This is a genomic window from Pseudomonas sp. Irchel 3H3, assembly GCF_900187635.1.
Taxonomy (GTDB): domain Bacteria; phylum Pseudomonadota; class Gammaproteobacteria; order Pseudomonadales; family Pseudomonadaceae; genus Aquipseudomonas.
In genome coordinates this window covers 84,327-96,882 of the sequence record NZ_FYEC01000001.1, presented here as the reverse complement: position 1 = coordinate 96,882, position 12,556 = coordinate 84,327, and the positions used below count along the sequence as shown (strand labels likewise).

Below are 12,556 nucleotides of genomic sequence, written 5' to 3'. Positions count from 1 at the left end.
GGTTTGTGATCCAACCTCGAACCTGTGGGAGCGAGCTTGCTCGCGATGCTTTTAGCGTCAGACCGGGCAACCCTTGGCGCGCAGGATGGCGTCGAAACGATCCGGGTCCAGGGTGCCGGCTTCGATAGCGGCAAGCGTAGCCTGTTCGCGGGCCAGCAGGTCGTGGCAACGCACCAACAGTTCCGGCAATTCGGCGCGGGCAGCGGCGACGACGCCGTCACCGTCGCCGATCATCAGGTCGCCAGGCGCTACCAGCATGCCGGCGCAGGAGATCGGTACGTTGATCTCGCCACCACCGTCGGTGCTCGGGCCCCGGTGCACGCCACCGATGGCATAGGCCGGCAGCTCGCCGGTCTGCCATTCGTCGAGGTCGCGCAGGGCGCCGTTGATCACCACGCCGACGATACCGGCCTTGAGCGCCATGGCGCGCATGATGCCGCCGAACACGGCGCGGGTCAGGTCGGCGCTGCCGTCGATCACCAGTACGTCACCGGGACGGGCCATCTGCATGGCCTTGAGGATCATCAGGTTGTCACCGGGGCGTACGCGCACAGTCAGGGCACTGCCGAGCATCGGTGCATTGCCATGGAAGGCCTTGAGCCCCAGGCCTCCGACGTTGCGTCCCAGGCAGTCACTGACTGCGGCGGCGGGGATCTTGCTGAACTCGGTCAGCCATTTTGGATCGAGGGGTTCTACGTTGGGATTGATCAGATAGCCGGTGGGCCATTTGCTCGAAGACACGACATCAAACATGAGTAAGCCTCGTGGCCAGCCAGGTGGCGGCTTGTCGGTGGGGCGGGGGGTGAAACGTTTGCGCGGTGCCTAGAGTAGGCCGGCGCGGGGGGTGGGGGCAAGGGTGGTATAGGTGCGGGAGGGAGGGGTGTGGCGTCTAGTCGGACGCCATCGCGGGCAAGCCCGCTCCCACAAGAGACCTCATTCTCCTGTGGGAGCGGGCTTGCCCGCGATGCGCCGAAGGCGCCGGGTTATTGCGCGGTCCGGCTCACTTCCCGCAGGGGCTTGCCACGTACCGGGGCTTCTCCCGCGACGTAGTACTTGGCCTGGCTGCGTGGCAACGGCTGGCGACCGCGGATCTTGTCGGCGATTTTCTCGGCGATCATGATCGTTGGTGCGTTCAGGTTGCCGGTGGTGATCAGCGGCATGATCGAGGCATCGACTACGCGCAGGCCCTGCATCCCGTGGACGCGACCTTCACCATCGACCACTGCCATCTCGTCGGTGCCCATCTTGCACGAGCAGGACGGGTGGAACGCGGTTTCGGCGTGTTCGCGGATGAAGGTGTCCAGTTGCTCGTCGGTTTGCACCTCGATTCCCGGGCTCAGCTCGCGACCACGGAACGCGTCCAGGGCCGGTTGTTGCATGATTTCCCGGGTCAGGCGGATGCCGTCACGGAATTCCTGCCAGTCCTGCTCGCTGGCCATATAGTTGAACAGGATGCTCGGGTGCTGGCGCGGGTCCTTGGACTTGACCTGGATCCGCCCGCGGCTTGGTGAACGCATGGAGCCCATGTGTGCCTGGAAACCGTGCTCTTTCACCCCGTTGCTGCCGTTGTAGTTAATCGCCACCGGCAGGAAGTGGTACTGGATGTTCGGCCACTCGAAGTCAGGACGGGTGCGGATGAAACCGCCGGCTTCGAACTGGTTGCTGGCGCCGATCCCGGTGCCGTTGAACAGCCACTCGGCACCGATGGCCGGTTGGTTGTACCAGAGCAGCGAGGGGTACAGGGACACCGGCTGGGTGCAGGCGTATTGCAGGTACAGCTCAAGGTGATCCTGCAGGTTCTCGCCCACGCCCGGCAGGTCGTGAACGACTGGGATGTCCAGGCTTTCCAGGAGCTGGGCCGGGCCGACGCCGGAACGTTGCAGCAGTTGCGGGGACGCAATCGCGCCGCTGCACACCAGCACTTCCTTGCGGGCACGGGCTTCAACCCGCTCTTCGGCGCTGCCGACCAGGTAACGCACGCCGACCGCACGCTTGCCTTCAAACAGAATCTTGTCGGTCAGGGCGTGGGTGACGATGTTCAGGGTCGAACGCTTCTTGGCGGTGTCCAGGTAGCCGCGAGCGGTGCTGGCGCGACGGCCTTTAGGCGTGACGGTACGGTCCATCGGACCGAAACCTTCTTGCTGATAGCCGTTGAGGTCTTCAGTGCGCGGGTAACCGGCCTGTACGCCTGCTTCAACCATCGCGTGGAACAGCGGGTTGTTGCCGGCTTTAGGCGTGGTCACGCTGACCGGGCCTTCGCCACCGTGGTAGTCGTTCGCGCCGATGTCGCGGGTTTCCGCCTTGCGGAAATACGGCAGGCAGTCCAGGTAGGTCCAGTCTTCCAGGCCAGGGATCTTGGCCCAGCCGTCGTAGTCCATGGCGTTGCCACGGATGTAGCACATGCCGTTGATCAGGGACGAGCCACCCAGGCCCTTGCCGCGACCGCATTCCATCCGGCGACCGTCCATGTGTGGCTCTGGATCGGTTTCGTAGGCCCAGTTGTAGCGTCGGCCTTGCAGCGGGAACGCCAGGGCTGCCGGCATTTGTGTGCGGAAGTCAAAACGATAGTCCGGGCCGCCGGCTTCCAGCAGCAGGACGGTGACGCCTTCGTCTTCGGTCAGACGGGTCGCCAGGGTGTTACCGGCGGAGCCGGCACCCACAATGATGTAGTCGTATTCTTGGGACATAGGCCCTCCGGGGGCGGCAAGCTGCAAGCTTCAAGCTGCAAGAAAGAGCAGCGAGCGGTGCATAGAAGGGGAGGCGGCAAACACAAACTGCTTTTACTTGCAGCTTGAAGCTTGCCGCTTGTAGCTGATCAGAACACCGAGGCGTAATCGCCCAGTTCGACCTGTACCGATTTGATGCGTGTGAAGTTGTTCAGCGAGCTGATGCCGTTCTCACGGCCCACGCCCGACTGCTTGTAGCCACCGACCGGCATCTTGGCGTCGGATTCGCCCCAGGCGTTGATCCAGCAGATACCGGCTTCGAGCTGATGAATCACGCGGTGGGCGCGGTTCAGGTCCTTGGTGACGATACCGGCGGCCAGGCCGAAGTCGGTGTCGTTGGCACGACGGATCACTTCTTCTTCGGTTTCGTAAGTGAGGATGCTCATCACCGGGCCGAAGATTTCTTCACGCACGATGGTCATCTCGTCGGTGCAGTCAGTGAACACGGTCGGTGCCACAAACGCGCCCTTGGCGAATTCGCCTTCGGTCAGGCGGTTGCCGCCGCACAGTACGCGGGCGCCTTCTTCCTTGCCCTTGGCGATGTAGCCCAGCACGCTTTCCATGTGGGCGAAGCTGACCAGCGGGCCGAAGTTGGTGTTCTCGTCTTGCGGGTCGCCCACACGGATGCGCGCAACACGCTCGGCGATCTTGGCTTCAAAAGCGGCTTTGAGGTGGCTCGGCACGAATACGCGGGTGCCGTTGGTGCAGACCTGACCGGAGCTGTAGAAGTTGGCCATCATGGCGGTGTCGGCGGCGCGATCGAGGTCGGCGTCGTCGAAGATGATCAGCGGGGACTTGCCGCCCAGTTCCATGGTCACGTCCTTGAGCGAGGAGCTCGAAGCGCTGGCCATGACTTTCTTGCCGGTGTCGGTGCCGCCAGTGAAGGAGATCTTCTCGATGCGCGGGTGCTCGGTCAGCCAGGTGCCGACTTCACGGCCGCTGCCGGTCAGGACGTTGAACACGCCATCTGGAACGCCGGCTTCGGTGTAGATCTCGGCCAGTTTCAGGGTGGTCAGGGACGTCACTTCACTCGGCTTGAAGATCATCGCGTTACCCGCTGCCAGGGCCGGGGCGGATTTCCACAGGGCGATCTGGATCGGGTAGTTCCACGCGCCGATGCCGGCCACGACGCCCAGCGGCTCGCGACGGGTGTAGACGAACGAAGTGGTGCGCAGCGGGATCTGCTCGCCTTCGATGGCGGGTACCAGGCCGGCGTAGTATTCCAGCACGTCAGCACCGGTGACGATGTCGACGTAGCGGGTTTCGGAGTACGACTTGCCGGTGTCCAGGGTTTCCAGGGCGGCCAGTTCGTCGTTGCGCTCACGCAGGATGTCGACGGCGCGGCGCAGGATGCGCGAACGCTCCATGGCGGTCATCGCGGCCCAGATCTTCTGGCCTTTTTCGGCGCTGACAACGGCGCGTTCAACGTCGTCGAAAGTGGCACGTTGCACGTTGGCGAGAACTTCACCGTTAGCCGGGTTGATGGCTTCGAAGGTGGCGTCGCTGCCAGCGTCGGTGTAGCCGCCGTCGATGTAGAGTTTTTGCAGTTCGAAACGGGCCATAAAGTCCTCGCAAGTGCATAAGTGGTTGGCGTTGGTCGCAACGGTGCTGCCTTATTGATGTGGCATCACCGATCCGCGACAGTTCAGGGGCTGAGCGTTTTATGTGTGCTCTAGCACGCCTGCTTGGCCAGTTGGAAATCCATGTATTCGTACGCAATCTGGTGCGCTTGCGTGGTGTCGAAAGCATCTCCCGACAGCGCGCCGCGCAACCACAGGCCGTCAATCAGGGCTGCCAGGCCGCGGGCTGCACTGCGCGCTTGTTCAAGCGGCAACACTCGGCGGAACTGGCAGCACAGGTTGGAATACAAGCGGTGATCGTTGATCCGCTGCAACCTGTGCAAAGACGGGTGGTGCATGCTGGTGGCCCAGAAGGCCAGCCAGGTTTTCATTGCCGGGCCATTGACCTGGCTGGCGTCGAAGTTGCCTTCGATAATCACCTGCAGGTGTGCCCGCGGGCTGTTGTCCTCCAGCGCCTGACGGCGCGCAGTGACGTTCTCGCTGAGGACGCTCATCAGGTACTGCGCCGTGGCGGCGATCAGGCCGTTCTTGTCCTTGAAGTAGTGACTGATGATGCCATTCGAGACACCAGCCAAACGGGCGATCAGCGCAATGCTGGCGTCCCCCATACCGACCTGATCTACGGCCAGCAAGGTGGCTTCGATCAATTGCTGGCGGCGGATGGGTTGCATACCGACCTTGGGCATCTGCACATCTCCTTAGGCCTTCCGACAGGCGCAAAACGTCTGTCGGATTGAAGGCCAGTCTATTTTGTTTTGATTGAACGTTCAATCAACAAAGAATAAGATCTGCGACAAATCGTCGCTACCTACAGGTTTTTCCTACGTACGGTTGGCGGAAAAACGGCATCCAAAAATGCTCGAAACCCACGCGCTCTGGCGCTTGCGGGCTTCGGGCTTTTTTCGGGGTGTCTTTATATCACCCGTCGGTCGGCTGCCCACTAACCGATTAGTCGGGTGCTGCTTTGCCTTGTGTCCTTCTCCCGCACTGCCTGGAGCATCTGTGCAATGAGTTCTGCCTCTCTGATAAAGACCCCACCCGAGAAGGTGACGGTCAACGGTTGGGTGTTCTACACCTCTACCGCGTTGATCCTGCTGTTGACCGCCATTCTCATTGCCGCGCCGCAAGAAGCCGGGAGAATGCTGGGGATTGCCCAGGCCTGGTTGTCGCGCAGCTTTGGCTGGTACTACATGGTGGTGATCGCCGCCTACCTGGTGTTTGTGGTCGGCCTGGCGTTTTCCTCCTACGGCAAGCTCAAGCTGGGCAGCAAGGACGATACCCCGGACTTCAGCTATGGCGCCTGGGCCGGGATGCTGTTCTCGTCCGGTATCGGCATCTCGCTGTTGTACTTCGGCGCATCCGAGCCTCTGGATCACTACTTCAACCCGCCGGAAGGCGTGGCGGGCAGCCAGTTGGCCGCGCGCCAGGCAGTCCAGTTGACGTTCCTGCACTGGGGCCTGCACGGCTGGGCGATCTATGCCCTGGTCGGCCTGGCCGTGGCGTACTTTGCCTACCGTCACAACCAGCCGCTGGCGCTGCGTTCTGCGCTCTATCCGCTGGTCGGCGAGCGCTGGGTCAAGGGTGCGGCCGGGCATGCGGTGGACGGCTTCGGCATGTTCGTGACCCTGCTGGGCCTGGTGACCAACCTGGGGATTGGCTCGCTGCAGGTGTCGTCGGGGCTGGAGAACCTGTTCGGCATGGAGCACAGCAATACCAACCTGCTGATCGTGATCATCGTGATGAGCACCGTGGCGACCATCGCGGCCGTGTCGGGTGTGGAAAACGGCATTCGTCGCCTGTCCAACCTGAACATCGTGCTGTTCAGTGGACTGCTGATCTTTGTGCTGTTGTTCGGCCCGACCCTGCACCTGCTCAATGGTTTTGTGCAGAACGTCGGTGACTACCTCAACGGCGTGGTGCTGAAGACGTTCGACCTGTATGTGTACGAAGCCGACACCGCCAAGTCCGAGCGCTGGCTGGGCCTGTGGACCCTGTTCTACTGGGCCTGGTGGATTTCCTGGGCACCTTTCGTCGGCATGTTCATCGCGCGTATTTCCCGTGGCCGGACCGTGCGTGAACTGGTCGCCGGTGTGCTCCTGATTCCGCTGGGTTTCACCTTGGCGTGGCTGTCGATCTTCGGCAACTCGGCCCTGGACCTGGTGATGAACCAGGGGGCGGTGGAGCTGGGCAAGACGGCACTCGAGCAGCCGTCGATGGCGATCTATCAGCTGCTCGAGCATTACCCGGCATCGAAAGTGGTGATCGGGGTGTCGATCTTTGTCGGCTTCGTGCTGTTCCTGACCCCGGCCGACTCCGGCGCGGTGATGATGGCGAACCTGTCCTGCAAGGGCGGCAACGTCGATGAAGATGCGCCGCACTGGCTGCGGATCTTCTGGTCGGTCGTGATCACCCTGGTGACCATCGGCCTGTTGTTCGCCGGTAACTTCGAAGCCATGCAAACCATGGTGGTGCTGGCCGGGCTGCCGTTCTCGGTGGTGCTGGTGTGCTTCATGTTCGGCTTGCACAAGGCCATGCGCCAGGACGTGCAGATCGAACAGGAACAGGCCGAGCTGGCGGCGCGTGGTCGTCGTGGTTTCAGTGAGCGGCTGACGGCACTGGAACTGCAACCGACCCAGGCGATCGTGCAACGTTTCATGGACAAACACGTGAGCCCGGCGCTGGAAGACGCGGCGGTGCAGTTGCGCACGCAAGGGCTGGACGTGCAAACGCTGCTGGGCAAAGCCAAGCGCTGCATGGGCCTGCGGATCGAGATGGAAGAGGGCAACCCGTTTGTCTACGAAGTCAGCCTGGACGGTTACCTGGCGGCGCCAAGTGAATCGCCGAGCCCGGACGAAACCCGCACCCGTTACTACCGCGCCGAGGTGTACCTGCACAACGGCAGCCAGGAGTACGACTTGATGGGCTTCACCCAGGATCAGATCACCCGTGACGTGCTCGATCAGTTTGAAAGCCATCGGCAGCTCCTTGGCCGTGTCTATAGCTAAGTTTCGATAAGGCGCGGTGTTTCATTTTAAGCACTGCGCCGTATTCATCGCGGGCAAGCCCGCTCCCACAGGATGAACACCGTCCTTGTGGGAGCGGGCTTGCCCGCGATGGCGCCACTAGCGTCAACCTGCATACCCAGATTTCCCTATAAACAAAAACGCCGCGATCCTCTCGCGGCGTTTTTGTGTCTGCTGTCTGGTCTATCCCAGGTTCTTGCCAAGCAGCGCGTGGTACAGCTCGCTGTCGCCGAGAATCCCCACCACATGGTTATTGTCGTGCAGCACCAGCTTGTTGCCGGTCTGGTAACGAATCTGCAGCGCGTCACGCATGCCGATGCTGGAGTCCACCAGGGTCGGCCGTCGGCCCAGGCCTTCTACCGCTTGCCCCGGAACCCAATTCTGCAGGTCCAGGCTTGCACCGTTCTGACGGGCGCCCTTGATGGTGTTGCCTTCGGCCAGGTCCAGCCACGAATCGCCGCCCGGGTCCAGGCACACCGAACCGTTGATGCGTTTGCAGTTGTCCAGGGTGCGCATCAGGCTGCGACCGCAGAGCACGTTGAGCGGGTTGGTGTGGGCGACGAAGGTGCGCACATAGTCGTCGGCCGGGTTCAGCACAATCTCTTCGGGCTTGCTGTACTGGATGATCCGGCCGTCTTTCATGATTGCGATGCGGCTGCCCAGTTTCAGCGCCTCATCGAGGTCGTGGCTGACGAACACGATGGTCTTGCTCAGCTTGCGTTGCAGTTCCAGCAGTTCGTCCTGCAGCCCCTGGCGGATCAGTGGGTCGAGGGCCGAGAAGGGTTCGTCCATCAGCAGGATGTCGGCGTCCATCGCCAGGGCGCGAGCCAGGCCGACACGTTGCTGCATGCCGCCGGACAGTTCATCGGGTTTCTTGTTGCGCCATTGCGTCAGGCCCACCAGTTCCAGTTTCTCGTCTACCAGCTTGCGCCGTTCCTTTTCGGGACGACCCTGCATTTCCAGGCCAAAGCTGATGTTCTCGCGCACGGTCAGCCAGGGCATCAGGGCGAACTTCTGGAACACCATGGCGATGCGCTTGGTGCGCATCATTTTCAGCTCTGCCGGGGTGCACGAGGCGATATCGATCTGCCGGCCTTCGTGCTCGACGAACAGCTTGCCGCGGCTCACCGTGTTCAGGCCATTGATACAACGCAGCAGGCTCGATTTGCCGGAGCCGGAGAGGCCCATCAGCACGCAGATTTCACCTTTCTCGACGTCCAGGCTGGCCTTTTCCACGCCAACGATCTGGCCGGTCTTTTTCAAGATTTCATTGCGGGTCATGCCCTGGTCCAGCAGCTTGAGGGCCTCGCGTGGATCCTTGGCGAAGATAACGTCGACGTTATCGAAGCGGATTATGCTCATGCGTCACCCCCTACTACTTTGGCATCGGGTTGTTTGCAGATACGGTCGAGCATGATTGCCAGCAGAACGATCGCCAGCCCGGCTTCAAAGCCCAGGGCGATATCGGCGGTGTTCAGTGCGTTGACCACGGGTTTGCCCAGGCCATCGGCACCCACCAGCGCGGCAATCACCACCATCGACAACGACAGCATGATGCACTGGGTGATACCGGCCGCGATGCTCGGCATCGCATAGGGCAGTTCTATTCGCGAGAGCAACTGCCGGCGCGAGCAGCCGAAGGCCTTGCCGGCGTCCATCAGTTCTTGTGGCACATCACGAATGCCCAGGTAGGTCAGGCGGATGGGCGCGGCAATCGCGAACACCACCGTGGAGATCAGCCCCGGGACAACACCCAGACCGAACAGGGTCAGGGTAGGAATGAGGTACACGAACGTCGGTACGGTCTGCATCAGATCGAGTACCGGACGCATCATGGTGTAGAACATCGGTTTATGCGCAGCGACGATGCCCAACGGCACGCCTATGAGCACGCAGACCAGGGTGGCGAACAACACCTGGGCCAGGGTTTCCATGGTTTCCTGCCAGTAACCCAGGTTGAGGATCAGCAGGAACGACAGGATGACGAAGCCGGTCAGGCCCCATTTGCGTTGAATGAAGTGCGCCAGCAAGGCGATCAGGCCGATCAATGCCAGCGGGTTGAACCAGGTCAGCGCAAACGTCACGCCGTGGATCATCGTTTCCAGTGTCGTGGCAATCGCATCGAAGGTATTGGCGCCGTTTTGCGTCAACCATTCAACGAAGGCAGCGATGTACTGGCCTAAAGGGATTTTCTGATCAATCAGCATGGTAGTGAACGTCCGCATGCAAGGAAAAAAACAGCCCGGGCGAGCACGCTCGCCCGGCGTCGCGATTACTGCCCGAGTTTGGCTTTCACGGCTTCCAGGCCTGGTTTACCGTCAATGGTGGTGACGCCAGCGAGCCAGGTATCGAGGACCTGTGGGTTGTTCTTCAGCCACGCTTTGGCAGCCGCGTCCGGTTTGATCTTGTCGTCCAGAACGTTACCCATGAGGGTACTTTCCATGTTCAGGGTGAACGACAGGTTCTTCAGCAACTGGCCAACGTTGCTGCACTCCTGGCTGTAGCCCTTGCGAGTGTTGGTGTAGATGGTGGCCTGGCCATAGTTGGGACCAAAGAACTCGTCCCCGCCGGTCAGGTACTTCATCTTGAATCGGGTGTTCATCGGGTGCGGTTCCCAGCCCAGGAACACCACGTCGGTGTTGCGGCGCGAGGCGCGCTCAACCTGGGACAGCATGCCGGCTTCGCTGGATTCGACGACCTTGAAACCAGCGTCCTTGAGACCGAAGGCGTTCTTGTCGATCATGCTCTGGATCATGCGATTGCCGTCGTTACCCGGCTCGATCCCGTAGATCTTGCCGTCCAGCTCCTTCTTGAACTTGGCGATGTCGGCGAAATCCTTCAGACCTTTTTCGTACAGCGCCTCTGGCACCGCGAGGGTGTACTTGGCGTTTTCCAGGTTGGCGCGCACGGTCTCCACGGTGCCGGCCTCGCGGTACGGCTTGATGTCGTTTTCCATGGTCGGCATCCAGTTGCCGAGGAAGATGTCCATGTTCTTGCCGTCGGCCAGCGACTTGTAGGTCACGGGCACGGAGATCATGGTGGTCTTGGTCTTGTAGCCAAGGGCGTCGAGGATGACGCTGGTGGTGGCGGTCGTCACGGTGATGTCGGTCCAGCCAACATCGGAGAAGTTTACGGTGCTGCATTGAGCCGGTTCTGCGGCTTGAGCCAGCACCGGCAGACTCAGCATGGCGGCCAACAACAACGACGGGGAACCTTTCATAGGTGGACTCCTTGGTGTTTTTTTTGGCGGTGTTCCGACCGGACACCGCACTTATAAGTGTTGCGGTTGGTGGCGCCTGGCGACTGCTCTGCCCCGGCGCCTCGCAATCGAGTCGTAACCGATCATGTACCAGTGAAAATCTGACGCCTACAGGGTGCGTCGTATCCAGTACAGGGAGGGTCGCATCCAGTGTCAGCGAGGTCGTTTACAGCTTTATTCGGACCTTTTCAGCGCTCTGCACCGCAAAAAATACGCCGTAATGTGTCGTCTGCGGCCAGCGGCGTTAGTGGGCATGGTTACGTCGGTGTGAGACGTCGAACGACCTCGCAAAAGCCTGATGATGCGGCCAGTCAACGGATTGCTGCTTGAGCGTAGCAGCTCCGTCGCCAGGCGCTTTGACGCCTGGAATCCGCTCATCGAGGAGTCCCGTACGTCATGGCTATCAGTGTTTTCGACCTGTTCAAAATCGGCATCGGCCCCTCCAGCTCACACACCGTCGGCCCCATGCGCGCAGCCGCGTTGTTCGTCGAGTCGCTGCGGGAAAAGTGCCTGCTGGAGCAGGTACGACGCATTGAGGTGCAGTTGTATGGTTCGTTGTCGGCAACGGGTATCGGCCATGGCAGCGACAATGCGGTGATCATGGGCTTGATGGGGGAATGGCCGGATGCGATCGATCCGTCGTTAATCGGCATCCGTATCGAGATCCTGCGTGAAACCCAGACCTTGCTGCTCGATGGGCGCTTGCCGGTGCCCTTCGTCTGGTCGCGGGATATGCGCCTGATCGACGAAAACCTGCCATTCCATCCCAACGCCATGTCGCTGGTGGCCGAAGGTGAGGCGGGCGAGCTGCACCGCGATACCTACTATTCGGTCGGTGGCGGTTTTGTGGTGGATGAGGCCCAGGCGTCGAGTGGCGTGGTGGACCTGGATCGCACCGTGCTGCCCTACGACTTTTCCAGCGCGGTGGAGTTGCTTGCGCTGTGTCAGAAACACAACCTGCGGGTCGCCGAATTGATGATGGCGAACGAGAAAGTCTGGCGTTCGGAAGAAGAAATCCGCAGCGGCCTGATGAAGCTCTGGCGCGCCATGCAGGATTGCGTCGAGCAGGGCCTCAAACACGAAGGCATCCTGCCGGGTGGCCTGAACGTGCGCCGGCGCGCCGCCAAGTTGCATCGCAGCCTGCAAGAGCTGGGCAAGCCCAATGTGATCGGCTCGACCTTGAGCGCCATGGAGTGGGTCAACCTGTTTGCCCTGGCGGTCAACGAAGAAAATGCTGCCGGTGGGCGCATGGTCACGGCGCCGACCAACGGCGCGGCGGGGATCATCCCGGCAGTGCTGCATTACTTCATGAAGTTCAGCGAGGCAGTGACCGACGCCAATGTGGTCGATTACTTTCTCGGTGCCGCGGCCGTGGGCATCCTGTGCAAGAAGAACGCGTCGATTTCCGGCGCCGAGGTCGGCTGCCAGGGCGAGGTCGGTTCTGCCTGCGCCATGGCCGCGGCCGGGCTGGCGGAGATTCTCGGGGCCACGCCGGAGCAATTGTGCAACGCGGCGGAAATCGGCCTGGAACATAACCTGGGGCTGACGTGCGACCCAGTCGGCGGCCTGGTCCAAGTGCCCTGCATCGAGCGCAACGCAATTGCCGCGGTGAAGGCGATCAACGCGGCGCAGATGGCCTTGCGCGGCGATGGCCAGCACTTCATTTCCCTGGATCGGGTGATCCGCACCATGCGTGACACCGGAGCCGACATGCATGACAAATACAAAGAGACTTCGCGCGGTGGCTTGGCGGTGAGTGCGGTGGAGTGCTGATACCGAGTCGCCTTGATCGCGGCCCCACGAACCTGTAGCAGCCAAGCTTGCTCGCGACAACGCCAGACCAGTCAAAACTGCGCACTAAATGAACACCCACACCGCGACGCGCCACCTTTTGGCGCGTCGCTCTCAGATAAGCCCACGACTTCCGCCAAGGGATCCAAACCGGCGTGGACCGTCTGTCAGCCGTGC

The 12,556-nt window shown here is 61.4% G+C and carries 9 protein-coding genes; 2 read left to right on the top strand and 7 right to left on the bottom strand.

The window, feature by feature from the left end; translation table 11 throughout:
• Nucleotides 1-57 precede the first annotated feature (57 nt).
• The 4 genes from CKW24_RS00425 to betI form a co-directional block, all read right to left on the bottom strand.
• Nucleotides 58-753, bottom strand: a complete 696-nt coding sequence (locus CKW24_RS00425; RefSeq protein ID WP_095147478.1) for an RraA family protein — start codon at nt 751-753, stop codon at nt 58-60.
• A 230-nt stretch (nt 754-983) separates the two neighbouring features.
• Nucleotides 984-2,687 carry a choline dehydrogenase gene (gene betA, locus CKW24_RS00420; protein ID WP_095164400.1) on the bottom strand — a complete coding sequence of 568 codons (1,704 nt, stop codon included), beginning with the start codon at nt 2,685-2,687 and terminating at the stop codon, nt 984-986.
• A 128-nt stretch (nt 2,688-2,815) separates the two neighbouring features.
• A complete protein-coding gene (gene betB, locus CKW24_RS00415) occupies nt 2,816-4,288 on the bottom strand; it encodes a betaine-aldehyde dehydrogenase (RefSeq protein ID WP_095164398.1) in 1,473 nt (490 codons plus the stop codon).
• A 110-nt stretch (nt 4,289-4,398) separates the two neighbouring features.
• A complete protein-coding gene (gene betI / locus CKW24_RS00410; RefSeq protein WP_095164396.1) occupies nt 4,399-4,992 on the bottom strand; it encodes a transcriptional regulator BetI in 594 nt (197 codons plus the stop codon).
• 378 nt (nt 4,993-5,370) lie between these two features.
• Between betI and CKW24_RS00405 the strand changes: the two genes are divergently transcribed.
• On the top strand, nt 5,371-7,311 hold the full coding sequence (locus CKW24_RS00405) for a BCCT family transporter (RefSeq protein ID WP_237235030.1): 1,941 nt from the start codon (nt 5,371-5,373) through the stop codon (nt 7,309-7,311).
• A gap of 201 nt (nt 7,312-7,512) precedes the next feature.
• Here the strand turns inward: CKW24_RS00405 and choV are convergent, their stop codons facing one another.
• From choV to CKW24_RS00390, 3 genes are all read right to left on the bottom strand, one after another.
• Complete coding sequence (choV, locus tag CKW24_RS00400; protein WP_095164392.1) at nt 7,513-8,691, bottom strand: choline ABC transporter ATP-binding protein; 1,179 nt, start codon at nt 8,689-8,691, stop codon at nt 7,513-7,515.
• On the bottom strand, nt 8,688-9,536 hold the full coding sequence (gene choW / locus CKW24_RS00395) for a choline ABC transporter permease subunit (RefSeq protein WP_095164390.1): 849 nt from the start codon (nt 9,534-9,536) through the stop codon (nt 8,688-8,690). Before choW ends, choV begins: the two co-directional genes overlap by 4 nt.
• Nucleotides 9,537-9,601: 65 nt before the next feature.
• A complete protein-coding gene (locus CKW24_RS00390) occupies nt 9,602-10,549 on the bottom strand; it encodes a choline ABC transporter substrate-binding protein (RefSeq protein ID WP_095164388.1) in 948 nt (315 codons plus the stop codon).
• Between the two features lie 435 nt (nt 10,550-10,984).
• On the opposite strand from CKW24_RS00390, the gene CKW24_RS00385 reads away from it, so the two are divergent.
• The gene (locus tag CKW24_RS00385) at nt 10,985-12,361 is read left to right on the top strand and encodes an L-serine ammonia-lyase (RefSeq protein WP_095164386.1); all 1,377 of its coding nucleotides are present in this window, start codon (nt 10,985-10,987) and stop codon (nt 12,359-12,361) included.
• Nucleotides 12,362-12,556: the final 195 nt, after the last annotated feature.